The organism is Chondromyces crocatus (assembly GCF_001189295.1).
Taxonomy (GTDB): Bacteria; Myxococcota_A; Polyangia; order Polyangiales; family Polyangiaceae; genus Chondromyces; species Chondromyces crocatus.
In genome coordinates this window covers 1,671,784-1,690,131 of record NZ_CP012159.1, presented here as the reverse complement: position 1 = coordinate 1,690,131, position 18,348 = coordinate 1,671,784, and the positions used below count along the sequence as shown (strand labels likewise).

Here is an 18,348-nt window from a genome sequence, read left to right as displayed (position 1 = left end):
TGCCGGCATGCTCAGGCTTTTGACCATCGACGCGGACCGACCCAGCCATGCTCGTCATGGTATCTCGGATGCTCGCGGGGGCGTAGCTCAGCTTGTCCGTTCTGCGTGATGGTGGTCTGCGTTTCGCCGTCCGGTGGCTCAGTGCCAGGTGTGGAGCAGCATCGCGACGGCGAAGCCGAGCAGCGCAGAGCCCATCGCCCAGAAACCCAGGCGTCGTCCGTGTCGTCGCTGGGGTGGCTGGAGCCCTGGCCACGCAGCCGCCAGCACATGGCGAGGATCGAGGGGTTCGGTCACGGCCCAGCGGGTCACGGGTGCCTGGTGTGCGTGTCCTGGAGCGAGCGACGGGAGTGGGTCGACAGGGCGTGAGGGGCTCTCGTAAGACGCGCTTGCAGCAGGTGACGACGACCTGTCGGAGGCCACCCCAGCGAGGAGGGAGGGCCTGGAGGCGCACACGACGAGGGGGTTGAGCGCGCCAGGCAGCGAGGAAGCGCGGGACGCGGCGGGGACAGGATGCGGGGTCGCCATCGCCGTCGCTGCCTGGGTGAGCGCAGTGGCGAAGGCGGCGGCGCTGGAGAACCTGTGTGCTGGATCTTTTTCGAGGGCCTGCAGGACGAGGTGATCCAGGTAGGGAGGGATCTCGGGCGCCCACCGCGAGGGGGGCGCTGGCACTTCACTGGTGTGGGCGTGGAGGATGTCGGTGAGGCGCTGTGCAGGCGCGAACGGTCCTCGTCCGGTCAGGAGGGCATAGAGCGCAATGCCCATCGCGTACAGGTCGGCGCGCGCATCCACGATGCCGGTCGTGAGCTGCTCGGGGGCGAGGTAGCGGGGGGATCCGAGCAAGACGCCTTGCGCCGTCGCGAAGGCGGCAGCGATCGGAAGGGAGGGTGACAGCAGCTTGATGGCGCCGAAGTCGAGGAGCTTCACCACCCGATGCCCCGTCGCGTCGGGCTCGCAGACGAAGAGGTTCTCGAGCTTGACGTCGCGATGCACGATGCCGACGGCGTGCACGGCAGCGAGCCCCGTCAGGGCTTGCACCACGTAGGAGATGGCCTCCTGGACAGGAAGCTTGCCGCGCGCTCGGAGCTCGTCGTCGAAGGTACGGCCGCGGAGGCGCTCCATCACCAGGTAGGCCCGCCCTTCGGCGGTCACGCCGAAGTCGCGCACCGCAACCAGGTTCGGGTGGGAGAGGCGCGCGAGTACCTGGGCTTCGAGGCGCATGCGCTCCATGCCGCGTGGCTCACGGCACAGGTCGGGGTGGAGGACCTTCACCACCACCGACCTGGCGAGGTGCTGATGCTCGGCTTCGAAGACGTCGCCCGAGCCACCGCGCCCGAGCCACCGATGGACACGATAGGGTGTCCCCCAGAGTAACGTGTCGCTGACCCCACGCCGATCGCCGTCGTTCATCGTGGCCCCTCGCCCGGTTGCGTCGTGTCGCAACGGTGATCGAGGTGCTTCTCACGGACGATGTGGGTTGCCCAAGTTTCGCGGGTCCGGTAGCTGCGTCTCCTCCGTGCAGGTGGATGAGATGCGCATTCCGGACAGGTGTCCTGGATTCTCAGTTCTGTTCGTTTCCCTGCGCATCACCGCGCGAATCCCGGGATGTCGTCGCGTACGTCCTGCTGGTCGGGCGGTGCGCCAAGCCTTGATACGAGGCCGAGCGCTGTTGCGAGGCGGAGGGTGGAGGTGTTCGGTCAGGGGGCTGCGGAGAGTTGCTCGTCTTCGGCGCGGACAATCTCATCCGTCTGCGCCACGATCGCGGCTTGCGCCGTCAGCAGCTGCCTGCACCGAGCGCGCGCTCCCACGAGCAGCGCGAGGCCGAGTGTCACCCACCCAAGCATCGCTGCCGCACCGGCCATCATGAGGATCTCGCTGTCGGCCTCTCCAACCCTGGCCATCATCAGGAAGACGTAGAACGGTGAGGGGGCTCCGACAGCCATCGCGCCGGTCAGATCGCCACGTGCTTCGGAGATCACACTTGCGATCGCCACGAAGATCCAGGGGCCGACCGCGATGCCGAACAGCAGCGAGAAGAGCATGAGCCTGACAACGATCGTGGTGGTCGAGCGCGCTCTCAAGAAGGCGGCCAGGCCGACCATGAAGAGATAGAACGAGATGGCATAGCTGGCGAAGCACACGAGCCGCTGGAGGTGATGCTCGTGGCTGGTGATCGCCGGATCGTTCAGCACGATGAGGCCGAGCGCGGTGAGCATGAGCAGCGCGATGATGCCCAAGGAGGCGAGGAGAAAGGCGGTGCGCTCCACCCCGGGCCCGAGGTAGCGCCGGAATGCGCTTGCGCGGGACCGCTCCCAGTCAGCGAGGACCCGCCGCGAAGGGCCGATGGGCTCGCTGGCGAAGAGGAAGGTGGCCCAGCTCAAGAACACCACCATGGCGCCCATGGAGATGAAGTGCGCCGGGACGCGATCATGAACGTCGACGATCGAGACCGGGAGGGCGGCCGTCGCGGTCAAGAGAGGCATGGCGACCAGAAACCAGCGCTTCACGCCCGAGGAGCGATCGTCGCTCGGGTCACTGAGGTTCGCGATGGTGACCTCGTAGAGAAACCAGGCAGGCAGCGCGATGGCCAGAAACGGCAGGACGATGAGGAAGAGGACGTAGGACAGTCCGAAGGTCGCTCGCTCGTACGCGGCAGGCAACCAGATGGGTGCGCCGCGAATGATGCCAGGCCAGACTTCGTGAACCGCCACCGAGAGCAAGGGTCCTCCCATGACGAACGCGGCGCTGGCGAGACAGGCGGCGCAGAACAGGGTGAGCAGGATCGCCCCTCTGAGGTTGCTCATCTGCGAGCTGATCGCCAGGCCGAGGGCGACGCTGACCAGCGCGATCAGGAAGAGGAGCGCGAAGGCGACGATCACCTCGAGCGCGGTCACGCCGCCGAACAGGAAGAGCAGCGCGCCGACGGGCGCCATCATCACGATGTACATGCCCATCGAGGTGTAGGCGGCAAGGAATTTGCCCCGCGCGATGTCGGCAGGGGGGATGCCCGTGAGGACCACGGCTTCCCACGTCCTCCCTTCACGCTCCGCGGCAATGCTGTTCGCGGCCACGGCCGGACCGACGAGGGTGACGATCAAGTACGCCAGAGAGAAGAAGACGTGGAACAGCACCACGCCCGTCTTCGCCGGAGAGGTTTCGGTCGACGCGACACCTCCGATGAAGGCGATGAGCAGCGTGAGCACGACGGTGAGCACGGTCATGAAGACCGGCGTTCTCGTGAGCCGCACGGACTGCTTCATCTCGCGGAGCCAGATGGGGTTCGGCGCGTGTCGGAGCTGGTGAAGCCAGAACCGCACCCGCGAAAGCCACCCGGTCGATGCAGGTCCGCTGATCGTCGGAGTTCCCGTCTGCGCGCTCACTGTACCTCTCCCCGCGTGACCTCCAGGAAGATCCGCTCGAGCTCGTTTCTCTCGGGTTCGACACCGACGACGCCCACGCCGTTCCTCACGAGGTGCTGCACGATCTCGGCGATCTTCACCTCACCGCCCTCGAAGGTGACGTGCACCAGGCCGGCGATCACCTCGACCTCGATGATGCCGGGTCCGCCTCGAAGGAAGTACGCGGCGCGGATGGCGTCGCCCAGCACCTTGACCTTCACCTTGCGCCGGATGGCGACGGGGAGGGGGACACCAGGCGCGGGTGGATGGCCTGGTACGACGGCGTGGCCTGGCACGGCGGCGTGGCCGGGGACCATGGACGGTCCTGGTGGAGGCGTCTGGCCTGGAGCGCCAGGGTACGCTGGAGGCGGCGCGCCGTTCACCGCGGGGTAGGGCGCGGGTGGAGCGTGTCCTGGTGGCAGGTGGCCGTAGGGGGCGTGGCCATGGGGGGCGTGGCCATGGGGGGCGCGGCCATGGGGGGCGTGGCCATGGGGGGCGTTCGGCGGCGGGTGGTGTCCGATGGCCTGGGCAGCGCGGATGGCCTCGAGCCGAGCGCCGATCTCGCCGATGGGACCTGCCACGACGAGGCGGCCTCGCTCGAGGATGCCGATCGAGGTGCAGACGTCGCTCAGCTCGGTGAGGATGTGCGAGGAGAGGAAGACCGTCTTGCCCAGGCTGCGCAGCTCGAGCAGGAGGTCGCGGATCTCGATCCGTGCGCGCGGGTCGAGATCGCTGGCCGGCTCGTCGAGGATGAGCACCTTCGGGTCGTGGAGCAGGATGCGCCCGAGTTGCAGGCGTTGCTTCATGCCCTTGGACATCGTGGCCACGACGCGGTCCTGGATCCTCCGTAGCTCGGTGAGTTCGAGGACCGCGTCGACCACGTCGGCGGAGGGAACGCGGAAGGCGTCGGCGAAGAACTCCAGGTACTCCCGCACCGTGACCCGGTCGTAGACGCCGGCGTGATCGGGCATGTAGCCGATGAGGCGACGCACGGCGTACGGATTGAGGGAGACGTCGATGCCGTCCACTTCCACGCGCCCTGCCATGGGTTCGAGCAGGGTCGTCATCACCCGGATGGTGGTGGTCTTGCCAGCGCCGTTCGGGCCGATGAAGCCGAAGATCTCGCCCTCGGCCACGTCGAAGGTGACGTCCCTCAGGACGTCGAAGGTGCCGAACCGGTGCCACAGGTGCCGCACGCGGATCGCGGGTCGGGGCCGAGACGCTTGCGCGGGCGCCTGCGCCACCGGGGCGCCCCCCTCCACCGTCGGTCCCACGGGCTCGCTCATGGCCGACCTCCCCATCCCACGACCCGCACCAGCAGCCGATCGCTCTCCAGGCGCAGGCCCGTGTCGCTGCTGCGTCCTTCGCCTCCATCGAGCTGGGCGAGGAGCGTGGGAACCCCCGTGGGGAACCAGTCGACCTGGCCGGGCGCGGCGTTTTCCAGGGCGCGCCAGGCTTCGCTCAGGCGAGGGGCGGCGACGTCGAGGATGGGGGCGAGCTGCGTCGCGTTGAGGTCGTGGAGGTCCATGATGCCCGAGCGCCTCCCGTGACGCATGATGGTGAGCCACGCGAGTCCTTGCTTGGAGCTGCGCAGATCCGTGCCCGCCGACGAGGCGACCTGAGCGCCGTCCTCGATCTTGTCGAAGTACCATGCGGTGGGCATGCCGTCAGGGAGCCAGAGCAGCACCGCCCGCATGTCGCGGCCGCTGCGGTTGGTCACGGTGGCTCCACCGCCAGGCACCGGCAGGATCGAGATGCCTTCTCCGAGCGAGGAGAAGCCGTCTTCCCGGACCACCACCGTCTGCCAGGGCAGCGCGACCACGTCGACGAGGCGCGCGCCGTCCCGGTCCACCACGAGCTTTTCGCGCCTCTCGGCAAGCTCGGCGTTGACCGCGATGCCCATCACGCTGCTCGCGTCCGTGGTGCGTACGGTCAGGCCCTTGCTCTCGGCGGTGAAGAAGCCTCGGAAGCGGCGGGCCGTGCCCTGGGTCATGCCGGCCCCCGCTTCGACCAAGGTGAGGTGCCGCGCCCGACCCACGACGCCTTTCGCGGCGACACCGATGGCCAGGATGAGTCCGAAGGTCACGGCAGCATAGATGGGCAGATGCCAGAGCGCGCGGAGCGGCTGCTGCTTCTTCGCGGCGCGCATGAAGTTCATCGGTCCGGCGACGATCGCGTAGATGCCGAGCAGAAGTACCGACAGGCCGAGGGCCCAGCGCGTGCTCTCGTTGGGATCGAGCTGCTGGCGCACGCGCTTCATGTCCGTGTGGGTCTGCTCGGCTCCCTGGCGGAAAACCACGGAGGTTCGTCGATCGTGGGCGCGACGGGCGAGATCGATCATGCGCAGGTGGATCCACGGATCCGAGAGCGCCTCGGCATGGCCCGGGTCGAAGGCGAGCAGGTGCACTTCGCCCAGGCCGTAGGTCGAAGCGTTGCCGTAAGGGGAGGGCCGCAGGTTGCCGCCCTGCCATCCCCGTAGCGCCTCGGCGACCGCTGGGGTCGGCGTCGGGGCCGGTGGGAGCGAGCGGCTTGCAGCGCTGCTGGGTGGCAAGGGAGGTGGGATCTCTTGCGCGAGCTCCGGCGACCTAGACGCTGGCGACACTTCCCCGCCCACGAGGGAGATCAAGGTCGCGCTGCGGAGATCCTCCGGCCGCGTCACCGTCAAGGCGATCGTCCCACCGGCAAGGACGAACCCCGCGAGGGCGTCGAGTTCCGCGCCGTGCAACCTGGCGAGAGTGTCGGAGCGGATCAGCACGACATCCACGGCTGCATAGAGTGCCGGCCGATCGGGCAGCATCGGATCCCCCGTCGCGGGATCCACATGCGGCTGGCTCACGAGCAAGCTGGTGCTGGCGGTCGGGGCCCTGCCACCCCCCGACGAACCGGCGGAGGTGAGGGAGATGGGGGACTCGTTGAGCACCGTGCGCAACCTGGATACGGGCTCGATGTCGAAGAGCACCACCGAGGAGAGCGTGCTGGAGGTGAAGCTCTGCCTCAGAAGCTCTTCGCCCTTGTCGTCCCCCACGCGGACCTGGACGTCGCCATACGTTCCCGCGAGCACGGGGACGCGAACATGCACCGAGGCGCCTGGTCCGACGCTGTAGGGTGCAGAGGCCTCGAAGGAGGGGTCGCCGCTGTAGGGATGCGCCGAGACCGCGACCTGACCCCGAGCCGGCTGCTGGCCCTGGTTCTGGACGCGCACCAGGATCTGGTTCCAGCCGCCGGACACACCGGCTCCCAGAGAGATCGCTGGATGGGCCTCTGCCACGACGCTGGACGCTTTGGCGGCGCCCGACGTCGCTGGCGTCTGCGCCTCCGCTGTCCCGGCGGCGACGAGGGTGGCGGTGAGCGCTGCGATCCCGAGGCCGTGGATCCTCAGGCCGTGGCGGAGGGTCATCGTTTGATCGCCTCGTCCACCGACGCCGGCCGGGTCGGGATCGCCTCGATGACGGCGGAGACGACCTGATCGGTGGTGATGCCGTCCGCCTCGCCCTCGAAGGACCGGATCAGGCGGTGGCGCAGGACGGGCAACGCGACCCGCTGCACGTCCGCAAAGGCGACGTGCGCTCTTCCCTCCAGCAACGCGACCGCCTTCGCGCCGAGGACCAGAGACTGCGCGCCTCGCACACCCGCCCCGTACCGAAGGGCGCGCCGCGTGATGTCCGGCGCTCCGCGCTCCTGCGGGTCGGTGGCGCGGACGAGGCGCGAGGCGTAACGCATGACGGGCTCGGCCACCGCCACGTCACGACAGAGCGAGCGCAGGTCGAGGATCTCTTCGCGGGTGAGCACGCGCGAGGGCGACTCCAGCGCGTGCCCCGTGGTGCGGACGAGGATCTCCGTCATCTCGTCCTCGGTCGGGCTCGGGACCATCACCTTGAGCAGGAACCTGTCGAGCTGGGCCTCGGGCAGGGGGTAGGTCCCTTCCATCTCGATCGGGTTCTCGGTGGCGAGCACGAAGAAGGGCTGCTCCATGACGTGGCGCACGCCCGCGATGGTGCAGGCATGTTCCTGCATCGCTTCGAGCAAGGCGCTCTGCGTCTTCGGTGTGGCGCGGTTGATCTCGTCGGCCAGGATCACCTGTCCGAAGATGGGTCCCTTGTGCAGCGAGAAGTGACGTGACCCGTCCGGCGCCGAGACCAGGATGTTGGTGCCGGTCACGTCGCTCGGCATGAGGTCCGGCGTGAACTGGATGCGCGAGAACCTGAGGTCCAGACACGAGGCGATGGTGCGGACGAGGAGCGTCTTCCCCAGCCCCGGCGCGCCTTCGAGGAGCACGTGACCGCCAGCGAGGATCCCCCAGAGCGTCTGCTCCACGACCTCGCTCTGCCCGACGATCACCTGGGCGATCGCGTCCTTGAGACGGCGGCTCGCGTCACGCGCGACCGCGAGTCGGGATTCGAGATCCACGCCGGATGCTATGGCCATGATGTGGGCACAGACGATAGCCGGGTGACGGGCGGGCGTCGACCCGGCCTCTCTCGCGAAGCGAGGGCTGGCGTTCGACGAGGATGACCGGACGATCTAGAAGTGACCGCGCACCGTCAGGCCGAAGACACCAGGCGCCCACACAGGCGCGGCCGAGATGTCGACGCCCTTGTCGCCGACGTCGCCGGGCTCGGGTCGGGCAGGAGGTGTGGATCGCGTCGCGCGCGGGGGGACGGAGACCATGCCCGGCGGATCGAAAGCGAAGAGCAGCGCCCCGATGCCAGAGATGGCGGCCGCGGCACCGAGCGTCGTGGCGGCCCCGATGCGGAACTCGTTACGCTCGCGAATCAAGGCATTGTAGTCATTCAGCTCGGCCGCCTGGATGGAGCCGCTGACGCGGCGGGTGTTGATCTCATCCGCTTCGCTCTCGATTTCCGCAGCCCGCAAGGCCAGGAGCGCACCGAGGCCGGCCGTGGCTGCACCAGCGCCCAGCAGCACATAGGCGAGCACGCGCTGCTGGGTCACTTCGAGGCGAGCGACGAGCTGCTTCTGTCCACCCCGCTCGAGCAGGAGGTCGCTGGAGAAAGGCTTGAAGCCATTGCGCGTCACCGTGACGAACCTCGACCCCGCCTCCAGTTCGATGGGGCGCCCGAACGGAAGCTCACCTGCAGGGCGGCCATCGATGGTGACCCGCGAGCCCGCCTTGGCCACGATGTCGAGCAACGCGGGCTTCTCGCGCAGCGCCATGTCCAGCGCCACGATCCCGCCCTCGGCGGCGACCACCTCGCGCTCTTCGGGGAAGTAACCGTCGGCCACGATCCGGAGCGTGTGCTTGCCCGGGCTCACCTCGACCATGAGCGGCATCTCGGAGGGGGCTCCGCCATCGACCGAGATCCGCGCCTGGCGCACCGAGGCGGAGACCATCAGCCTCGTGGAGGGCATCGTCTCCTCGGGCACCGGCGAAGGGGCCTCCGCCTCCTGCTGGGTCTGGAGGCGCTCGAGGGCAGGCTCCAGCTCCTCGAGCGCGGACACGGCATCGGCCCGCCGACCCCCATCCGGGACCAGGGAGAGGTATTTGCGATAATGGGTGACGGCTTCCTGGAGATCTTGTCGCTTGCGCAGCGTGACGTATTGCTTGCGATAGGCTTGCGCTATCGAGAAGACGAGCCCGGGCCGCGCCGTGATCTTGAATGCTTGCTGGAACGCCTGGATGGCGTACGGGTACTTTCCTGCAGCGTAAGCCTGCTGGCCTGCATTGAAATAGACCCACGCAGGATCGGACGTGTCGTTGGCGAGCGCCGAGGGGACGCCGAGGGCCATCGTCAAACACAGCGCCACGCAAGCTGCCGCAGCGGGAGGGGCCAGGGAACGAGAGGATGTGCTCACCGGGCCCCCTGTTGCCTTGCGCGAAGCAGGAAGATGCCATCGGGCTTCGCGACGACGATGTCGTCGAGGCCGTCACGATCGACATCGGCGCAGAGAAACGCGAGGCCCCCTCGGCCACCCGGGATCTCGCTGAGCGTTTGATCCTCCTCATCTTCCTCCAGGTCCGAGATCGAGATCTGCGGCGCCCCCACGACCTTGAAAGGCATCACGGTCGATGGTCTCTCGCCCTGCTTCATCGCCTTGGCATCCGCTCCCCGGAGGTCGAATGGGATGAGCCCCACCGAGGTCAGGATCACCAGCTCTCGCGCTCGATCTCCATCGAGCTCGATGAAATCGAAGTCCATGACCTCGATCACCTCCTTGGCCTTGTCGAGAGATGGCGCCAGCGAAAACTCGGTTGGCCCCCCCAGGGTGGAGTTTCCCTCATTCCAGAAGACGACGACGCTCTTCGAGGTCGCGAGCGCGATGTCACGCTTCCCATCACCGTCGACGTCGATCACGCGAAGGGGCGCTGGAACGTCGCGACTCTCCGGCGTCAAGCGCAGAGACTCACCGAGGTGGACTTCCTGCGGGATGGGTGCAACGCCTGAGTCGTCTGATCGGACGATGATGTAACGATCGGTGACGCTGCCTTGATCGGCTCGGTCAGGACCTCGGTAGAAGATCACCGCCTCTTCTGCCTTCTTGCCCGTCGGGTCCGTGACCTCATCGAGGTCCACGATGGCAAGCGCGATGGCCCCGTCCTGCATGGAGAGCCCTTGCTCCAGCCTCGTACGGACGAAGCCGGCGTTCGGGGTCGCCGCGGCGAGCCACAAGGAGAAGGACCTCTTGCCCGGCACGGTGTCGTCTTCACTCCTCGCCGTCAGCACAGCGACGTCCCCCAAGCCATCCCCGGTGAACTCGCCCCCCGCAATGCGCACCGGCGTCTCGCGCACGCCTGCCGGTGCCCCTTCTTCCTCGAACACGAACGGAGAGAGAAAATGCCGGCTGGGATCTCCGGGGATCAACGAGAAGGCCACGCTACCGGGTGAACCCGAGACGATGCTGATGTCGCTGATGCCATCCGCACCGTAGGAGCGTCCTACCGTGATGCGCTGGATGGCGTCGAGATCGCCAATCGTCGTCAGCGGCTCCGGACCTCCTGCGGCACGCCCGAAGAGCACGGAGAGGCGAGCCGGCTGAGAGTCCCCTGGCGTCTGCCAGACGAGCACGTCATCAAGGACGTCTCCATCGAGATCGGCCGCGAAGAGCCGCTGAACGGGTCGGTCCATCGGAAACGAGAACGTATTGGTCCAGCCCGTCCCGGTTCCGATGAGCACGTCCACCGTCGTCTCTGAACCCACCGCGCGGATCACGGCCAGATCGAGGAAGGGGTCGGCGTTGAAGCGACCAGCGACGACGTGATTCCAGAGAGGAACGGCAGCACACACCTCACGAACCGGACCGGTCGACGTCATGCGCAAGGCGCCTCGTCCATCAATCAAATCGACACGGCCGTCGCCGTCGATGTCGACGATCTCGAGCACCGGCCCATAAAGGCGAGCGCCACCATTCTGTGATGAGCAAGCGGCCTCCTCGCGGACTTCGATGGACCTTAGATGCTGGAAGCCATTCCCGTCATCGAACGAGAAAATCTCGTAGCCGTGATTCCCGCCCGCATCCGTCGACCCCACGATCAGATCTTCGTCGCCGTCGCCGTCGACATCTCCGAGGCGGAGTTCGCCCCAGACTCTTCGGTTCGCGGGCAGAGGGATGGTGCTCCTCACGCCTGCCGCTGGACACGGTCGAAATACCTCGATGGTCGTGCTCTGCGGAATCGCCAGGAACAGGTGGACACATGGATCGCCCGGGCGGACCTTCGCCGCGGCGACGGGCTCACCGAGATTGGCAGTCGCCCCCCCCGGGATCGTCCAGCCGTCGATCACGGCCACGCCGGTAAAAGGTTGAGACGATATGCTCAGCAGATCGATTTTGTCATCGTGCTGAAAGACGAGCAGGTTTTCGTCACCCAGACGCGCTGGCTGGATGTCCGCCACGAGAACTTGCAAGATCGTTCCCAGCTCGGGAGGCAACGCGTAGGAGCCGAAGAGCATGCGCCGGAGCGTCCGATCGTTCTGTCCCTCGAAGGCCCCGATCCCGGCAATCAGGTTGAGGATCAGATCTTCGGGTCCCTTGCCGTCCAGGTTCGTCACGGCGGGTCTGAACGGGAAAGAGGGGACCTCGACGGAGGAAAGATACCGCCCGCTATCGTCGAGATAGTGGACGGAAGTCGCGGCCTCCCCGACGGAGATCAAATCTTTCGTATCATTGCCATCCATATCGGCGGCAAGGAGCTGCGTCCCGCCCTTCGCCACCACGAGCTCCGGAGCGACGAACTGGCCGACGGGGGAGCGACAGACTTCGTCGCCCTTGCCGCAGGCATATCCCTCCGGACATCGCTGCGACGCTGTCCCGCCATCTCGGGTGCTCTCTTCATCTTTGCACCGATAGTGGCATTCATACGGTTCGCCTGGCGCGATGCACTGAAAGCCATTGACCGCCCTGACGCTGTCACAGGACTCACCATTGCTTGCCTCAACGACGCGATTTCCGCACATCCCTCCGTCCACGTCCGGAAGCGACATGCACGCGCCGAGCAGCCCCAGTCCCAGAAACAGTCCCGCGATGCAGGTGGTTCGCATGGTCGCCCTCTCGAGAGTGCCACACCAGCCGAAGCGACACGGCGGTACGACACCCCGCGTCGCTCTTCAGTCGTAAGAAAGATCCCGATGAATCCTGGATTTCACAGGCTTGGAGGACGGCGCGGTCTCTTTCACGAGCTTGACCTCCAGCTCCATGTCGGACCGTGGCGAGATCTTCTGCGTGCTCGTTCGATAGCCTTTCGCGGAGAACAAGAGTTCCACTTCGTCGTCGCTGCGCTGGAGGACGAGCGCCTCCGAGGCGGAACCGAGCCGGGAACCGTTCAACGAAATGTCGAGGTCCGGAGGGTTTCCCTGGACGACGATCACGACCTCCCCGGAAGGGGGCGATGGCTTGGAGGCAACCTCCTCTCCCCCAGCCGCCGAGGTTGCCATCGGCCCCGGCGGAGTCGGTGGCAACGGATCGAGGCTGGCATGAGCGATCTCCGAGGACGACGTGGCCGATGAGCTCGTCCAGAAGGCGAGTGCGGCCAGGATGCCGACGGTGAGCGAGACCAGCGCGACGAGGACGAGCGTCCGCGAGTGGCTCGGGGCCGGGAACGCTCCCGAGGCAGACACGACGAGGGTCTTTGGTGTGGAGCCGCGGGTCTCTGCCGAGACGCCCTCGGGTGCCACGACGGTCTCCTGGGCTCCGATGTCGTGTCGCGCGCCTGGAGCGGATGCACTTCCCCGATCACTGACTGGACGGACCACCTCGGAGCGCAGCGCCGTGGCCGGGATGGTGTGCCCCGCGGACTGCGCCGCCGCGACCAGCGCATCGACGGCGCCTCCCACGGACGAGGGTCGCGCGCCCGGAGCTTTCGCGAGCATCTGCATCACCGGCTGATCCAGCTCTTGCGCGAGGTCCTTGCACAAGGTCGACGGCCGTGGAGGCGGCGCGTTCACCTGCTTCATGAGCAGGTCCATCATGTCCTCGCCTTCGAAGGGAAGGTGACCGGTGAGCAGCTCGCAGGCCATCACGCCGAGCGAGTAGATGTCCGTGCGGTGGTCGACGCCTCGACCGCGACACTGCTCCGGTGACATGTAAAACGGCGACCCGAGGAGGGCGCCCGAGCGGGTCTTCTGGCCGCCTTCATGATCGCCGAGGAGCTTTGCGATGCCGAAGTCGAGCAGCTTGATCGAGACGAGCCCCTCGTCGTCGAAGACGACGAAGACGTTCTCGGGCTTCAGGTCACGGTGCGCGATGCCAGCACCGTGCGCCGCGTCCAGCGCGCGGGAGATCTGTCGAAGGATCGGCAACACCTCTTCCGGAGGAAGTCGGCCACGCCGCTTCACATAGGCATCGAGCGGGACGCCATCGAGCAGCTCCATGATGTAGTACTGCCGCCCGTCATCGAGCCTCCCGAACGAGAAGATGTCGATGATCCCCTTGTGGCGGATCTGGTTCACGGCGCGCGCCTCGGCGACGAACCGCGCGACCATCTGCGGGTCCGCCGAGCACTCCGGGTTCAGGACCTTGATGGCCGCAGCCTTGCCGATGACGGGATGGATCGCCTTGTAGACGACGCCAAACCCCCCCTCACCGAGCTTGCTCTCGATGCTGTACTCGCCGACCAGGTGCCCCGCTTGCAGCTCGCTCCCCTGCCCTCCAAGCGTGTTGTCGCTGACGAGCGTCTCACCGTCCACGGGACAGCTGCGCGTGGCGTCCGAATGCTGCGAGTGACATCGAGGGCAGATCGCCATGACGAGGCTCGGCGGCAGTCTACACCTCCGGCGGCTGCCGCCTCCAGCGCCACGCGGCGCTTCACCCTGCTCAGCAGGTGCTGGCAGCGCCAGGCTGTGCGTTGGCCTTCACCGCGGCGTCGCTCGCCTCCGCCGGGCGGCCCGGCAGCCCTTCGAGTCGCCAGGGATTCTCGAACGCCTCGCGCACGACGCGGGCGAGTGTGCCAGCCTGGTGTCCGTCGATGAAGCGATGATCCAGGGTCGCGGTGATGGTGAGCTGCTTGCGCACCGTGAGCTGTCCGTCGACGACTGCCGGGCTGTCGCGCAGCGCCCCCACGAGCACATAGGCAGGAACGCGCGCGAACGGCGTGGGGGGTGCGTACCCCTCGTCGAGACCGAACATCCCCACACTGGTGATGATGCAGGCTCCGAAGGGAAAGGCCTCCAGCCCCAGCGCCGGGATCGAGACCCCGAACGAGGCGCTGAGCAAACCGGTCGAGTACAGCAGTGGTCGGAGCAACCAGGTGGGGAGCGCGCGGATCGGACTCTGCGTCTTGTTGAACGCCTCGTCACCGCCTCGGTGAAGGCGCCCCGCCAGCTCACGCAGCTCACGCGCGACATCGACGACGGATTTCTGGTCGACGTGGCTGATCTTGGCCTTGGCGAGGTTCCCGCCCTCCTCCAGTGCGACGAGGAACGAGATGTCGACCGAGTCGTGTGGAATGTACGAGCCGAGTCGGATGAAGCCGTTCAAGGTAGGCTCCTGCCGGAGCGCTTCACCACACGCCTTCCCCACGAGGTGGGTGATGGTCACCTTCTCTCCCGTGGTACGCCTCAGGTGCTCGATGTAGGCGACAGCCTCGGTCGCATCGAGCGTGAGCTTTCCGTAGATGTTCCCTTCACGCGGGCTACTCCAGCTCGCGATGGCGAGCTTCCGACGAGTGCTCATCTTCGGCTTTTTGTTCGACATGGCTGGCCTCGTCGCGATGATGCCCGGCGGGGCGTCGGAAGACCAGCGCAAGCGCGATCAGCGCGGAACGCCGTGCACGACCACATGGGCGCGAAGCTCGGTCCGCGCGGCCGAGGCTGCGCGAAGCTCGGGCGAGAGAGGCGCGCCGTCTGACGCAGCGGGCCAGAGGTAGCCCGTGGCGCTCAGCGTCACGAGGACAGGCGCCACGCTCACGGCCCCCGCCGAGCTTTCGTCGAATCCAGGCGGTGGCGGTAGCGCCGGCATGGGGTCGCTCAGCTCGACACGCGCCCCCCAGCCCACCTCGACGAGGCCCAGGCTGCCAGGGCGGACGGCCGTGGGCGCGATGAGGAGTGGTCCTCCCTGGAGTTCGAGCTGCTCTCGGCCCAGCGCAATGCACGCGACGGCCGAGGTACAGCCCGCGTCGCTCGCGCCGCGGGTCGCCTGCACATAGGTCGGTCCTCTGGGTGAGCTCAGCTCGGCCACGAAGGCCAGCAGGACATAGCTGGTGAGGCGCTGCACCTGCCCTTCGAGCCGAGTGGCTCCGCTCGCGACGACGGCAGTGTGGGTCGCGCTCATGGCGAACACACCGAGGGAGGCCAGCGAGGTGACGAGAAGGAACACGATCGGCAGAGCAGCGCCCCGCGCACGTACACGGCGAGACCACCGCTGCACGGCGCTCGCGCTCACAGAGCACCTCCAGCCAGGTTCCTCAGCGCCACCTCCGTCTGAAGGGTGCACGTGCGGGCGTGGACGGGCGGCGCGCCAGGAGGGAGCGGGTCCCACGCGGTGTCGACGCCAGGGACGAGACCAGGGATGAAGAACCGCGATCTCGGGCCGCCTGTCTGCATGTCGATCCCTGCCTCGCGATCAGGGGCACGTGCCCGGGTGGAGAGCCGGAGTTGCACGGCCCGCACCCGCTCGGGTGCAGCTCCCGGCGTGGCGGGATCTCCCGCGATGGCCAGGCCCTCTGCCTCGTTGCTCGATCCGATGGGGAACCGCCGGATGTCGCCCGAGGCGAGCACCGCCGTGATGCCGATCTGGAGATCCACGGCGTACTCCGCCACGAGCTCCAGCGAGCCAGGGATCTCGCGGTCGTCGGCGTCCAGCTCCACCCGGACCAGCTCGGTGCGGCCGAGGTCGCCGGTGATTGCTGGAGAGATCGGCGCGACCAGATCACCGTACACGGCGTGTCCCGCGAGCCGTCGAAGGTCGTACCGCACACGCGACACGGCGTTGGCGAGCCCTCCGACGTGGGCTCCTCGGCCCAGACCACAGCCGTCGTGCTCACGCCGAGGCAGCGCTGGCGTCGAGGCGAGGTGAACCACCACCTGAGCGGGAGGCACACCGACGACCTGGACCCCCGCGATCACGCCGTAGCTCACCCGCGACTGCCCCGGGAGGGCGATGCGCAGCAAGCGGCCCACCTGAAAGCTCGCCTCGATGTCAGCGCCGCCCGCTCCTCCTCGGGCGAGAGCGCGTTGCACGGCGCCGCTCCCTTCGATCTGCAGGTACACGTCCTGTCCACCGGCCGAGCCTGGTGCGATTGCACGGATGGGAAACACATCTCCGTTTCCCGAGTTCCCCCCCACGATGAGGGCGTCAGGACGAAGCCCGTTGGCGGTGCTCTGCTCGAGATCTTCCGGGTGGGCCATCACAGAACCCTCGTTCCATGCGGTGACCGCGGACAGGCGCTGGAGCCCCTGCGGCCACAGAGCACGGGCCCCACAGACCGATGGGTCGGCCGCTGCGTGGGCAGAAGAGAGGAAGCCAGCGCGCTGCACGTCCGCCACGAGACGGGCAAGTCCCAGTGTGGCCGCCACGCGGGTGGAGGCCATGCGCGCATCTTCCCTGAGCAACCGCGAGACACCGCGAGAGAGGAGCAGCGCTGCGGCAGCGATCGCGAGCCCGGCGGAGAGCGCGACGAGCACTTCGACCAGCGTGAACGCGCGGCCCGGGCGTGAGGGGCGCGCCACCGACGCGCTCATCGCGCTTCACCTGGCGGGAGTCCGAGCACGCCGGCCACGAGGTAGATGGCGCCAAAGCGGCCAGGATCGGCGTCGACGACGGCAGGATCCACGCCGCAATCCATGGGCTGAAGCGCGCGCTCCCACACGACGCGGATCTCGGCGCGCACCAGCTCGGGCCACAGGGGGCCGAGCCGAGTGAGGCGGACATGGGTGCAGAAGACCGGGAGCGCGTCGTCTCCGTCGATCACGTCGAGACCCATGCGATCGGCCACCGGTGCATCGGTTGGACCTGGGGCAGGGGCATGGTGTTCGCCGGGACTCCACTCGACAGCGCGAAGCCACAGGGTGCCATCGAGGCCGGCGAGGCCATGAGCGCCCCATCGCAGGCCATCCACATGAAGACGCTCGGCCCAGCTCGAGGCCACGGCGCTCGCGACGGCCAGCGTGTTCGCACGTGCCCCGGAGCGAGAGACCACCTTCTCGAGCGCGATCGCTCCCGCTGCACCGATGCTCAGAACACCCAGCGCCGCCATCACCTCGACGAACGATGTGCCTCGTCGGGTGGCTCTCGGATGGGGACTCGCGCATGCATCTGCTGGGCACCGTCCACCAGGGTGACGGCCCAGGCCGTGGAGTTCGTGGCTCACCTCTCAGGTCACAGCAACGCTCGTGCCCATGCCCACGCCAGGTTCACGACGATCGATGCTCGCGAAATCCACCACGTAGCTCGTCCCCCGCGCCGAGCAGCGCGCAACGACGTTCACCTCCCCGCAATCACTGCACGGCAGCGCGGAGGCGTCGGCTCAGGAGCGATGCCGGCGGATGCGCTGGACCTGGGGGCGAGGCACCATCGGAGCCTCGCCTCAAGGGCAACGCTCGAACTCGAGCAGCTCGCCGACGAGATCCCCTTCACGGGAACCGACCACGCAGAAACCGCACTTCTCGAGCACGCGTCGCGAGGCCGTGTGCCAGGTGGGGGTCGTGGCTTTCACCAGGCGGACGCCGGGCTGCTGCAGAGCCCAGAGCACCGATGCCTCGGTCGCCTCGGTCGCAAAGCCTTGCTGCTGCGACTCGTGCTCCACGCCGTACGCGACTTCGACCGATCCATCCTCATCAGGGGCACCGTGAAACACCACGCTGCCGATCACCCGACGTGCTCCCTCGCGGGAGATCATCACCCGGTCTCCCCAGAGCCGAACCAGCGGCGCCGCTCGGATGAGATCGAGAGACGCGGAGAAAGCGCGCTCGATCAACGCAGGGCCGGGCCACTCCGTCGGCATGCGGGCCGCCAGGATCGCCTCGACATCATCGCGACGACCACGCATCACGGCCTCGACCAGCGGGACGGTGATCGGCACGAGTTCGAGACGCGGGGTGAAGATGGACGGATGTGGCACGCACTTCGGATCGTACCATGATCGGCGGGGAGAATGCGGGAGCGGTGAAGCGCCGTGATGGCAAAAGCTGCCCTTCCAACCAGCGGAAGGGATGATCGACGCGGCAGCACGAGGCAGCAGGCGGTAGCAGGCGGCAGCCAGCGTCTGCGTGGTCTGCTCGAAAACAACGCATCGAACGCCGATATCCTTGCAATTACGAAAACTTCCTGCCCCCGAACGCTCGAGCTTCGTGTCGCCGTCCGCTCGACCTTCTGCGCATCGCGTCGTGCGCGTCGACGTCACGCGACCGCGAAAAGTCATCGCCGCCTCACGGACTCGTGGCCGAGGCGGAGGCAGGAGGCGAATCCATGGTGCTCCCGGGAGAGAAGGCCGGACTACAAGTCGAGCGTCCCAGCGAGGCGACGCGCCTGCCGAGCGCTGAGGCCGAGGGACAGCGCCATCTGATGA

General features: G+C 67.5%; 13 protein-coding genes. All 13 read right to left on the bottom strand.

What is annotated here, in order from left to right; translation table 11 throughout:
• Window positions 1–138 precede the first annotated feature (138 nt).
• Window positions 139–1,407, bottom strand: a complete 1,269-nt coding sequence (locus CMC5_RS06325; RefSeq protein WP_050429562.1) for a serine/threonine-protein kinase — start codon at window positions 1,405–1,407, stop codon at window positions 139–141.
• A 287-nt stretch (window positions 1,408–1,694) separates the two neighbouring features.
• Window positions 1,695–3,314, bottom strand: a complete 1,620-nt coding sequence (locus tag CMC5_RS06320; RefSeq protein ID WP_156338263.1) for an ABC transporter permease — start codon at window positions 3,312–3,314, stop codon at window positions 1,695–1,697.
• Window positions 3,315–3,373: 59 nt separating this feature from the next.
• Window positions 3,374–4,681: an ABC transporter ATP-binding protein gene (locus CMC5_RS06315; RefSeq protein ID WP_050435745.1), complete on the bottom strand. Its 1,308-nt coding sequence runs from the start codon at window positions 4,679–4,681 to the stop codon at window positions 3,374–3,376.
• On the bottom strand, window positions 4,678–6,792 hold the full coding sequence (locus CMC5_RS06310) for a hypothetical protein (RefSeq protein ID WP_050429560.1): 2,115 nt from the start codon (window positions 6,790–6,792) through the stop codon (window positions 4,678–4,680). Before CMC5_RS06310 ends, CMC5_RS06315 begins: the two co-directional genes overlap by 4 nt.
• The gene (locus CMC5_RS06305) at window positions 6,789–7,820 is read right to left on the bottom strand and encodes an AAA family ATPase (protein ID WP_050429559.1); all 1,032 of its coding nucleotides are present in this window, start codon (window positions 7,818–7,820) and stop codon (window positions 6,789–6,791) included. The genes CMC5_RS06310 and CMC5_RS06305 overlap by 4 nt, the downstream gene beginning before the upstream one ends.
• 96 nt (window positions 7,821–7,916) lie before the next feature.
• A complete protein-coding gene (locus tag CMC5_RS06300; protein ID WP_156338261.1) occupies window positions 7,917–9,206 on the bottom strand; it encodes a tetratricopeptide repeat protein in 1,290 nt (429 codons plus the stop codon).
• The gene (locus CMC5_RS06295; RefSeq protein WP_050429557.1) at window positions 9,203–11,887 is read right to left on the bottom strand and encodes an FG-GAP repeat domain-containing protein; all 2,685 of its coding nucleotides are present in this window, start codon (window positions 11,885–11,887) and stop codon (window positions 9,203–9,205) included. The genes CMC5_RS06300 and CMC5_RS06295 overlap by 4 nt, the downstream gene beginning before the upstream one ends.
• A 66-nt stretch (window positions 11,888–11,953) precedes the next feature.
• Window positions 11,954–13,531: a serine/threonine protein kinase gene (locus CMC5_RS06290; protein WP_169796463.1), complete on the bottom strand. Its 1,578-nt coding sequence runs from the start codon at window positions 13,529–13,531 to the stop codon at window positions 11,954–11,956.
• A gap of 127 nt (window positions 13,532–13,658) precedes the next feature.
• The gene (locus CMC5_RS06285; protein WP_050429555.1) at window positions 13,659–14,537 is read right to left on the bottom strand and encodes a 2-oxo acid dehydrogenase subunit E2; all 879 of its coding nucleotides are present in this window, start codon (window positions 14,535–14,537) and stop codon (window positions 13,659–13,661) included.
• A gap of 57 nt (window positions 14,538–14,594) precedes the next feature.
• Window positions 14,595–15,224 carry a hypothetical protein gene (locus CMC5_RS06280; RefSeq protein ID WP_050429554.1) on the bottom strand — a complete coding sequence of 210 codons (630 nt, stop codon included), beginning with the start codon at window positions 15,222–15,224 and terminating at the stop codon, window positions 14,595–14,597.
• Window positions 15,221–16,522: a hypothetical protein gene (locus CMC5_RS06275; protein WP_050429553.1), complete on the bottom strand. Its 1,302-nt coding sequence runs from the start codon at window positions 16,520–16,522 to the stop codon at window positions 15,221–15,223. Before CMC5_RS06275 ends, CMC5_RS06280 begins: the two co-directional genes overlap by 4 nt.
• Window positions 16,519–17,037, bottom strand: coding sequence for a type IV pilus modification PilV family protein (locus CMC5_RS06270; protein WP_050429552.1), 519 nt, complete (start codon window positions 17,035–17,037; stop codon window positions 16,519–16,521). Before CMC5_RS06270 ends, CMC5_RS06275 begins: the two co-directional genes overlap by 4 nt.
• A gap of 330 nt (window positions 17,038–17,367) precedes the next feature.
• On the bottom strand, window positions 17,368–18,183 hold the full coding sequence (locus CMC5_RS47275) for a GNAT family N-acetyltransferase (RefSeq protein WP_245678325.1): 816 nt from the start codon (window positions 18,181–18,183) through the stop codon (window positions 17,368–17,370).
• Window positions 18,184–18,348: the final 165 nt, after the last annotated feature.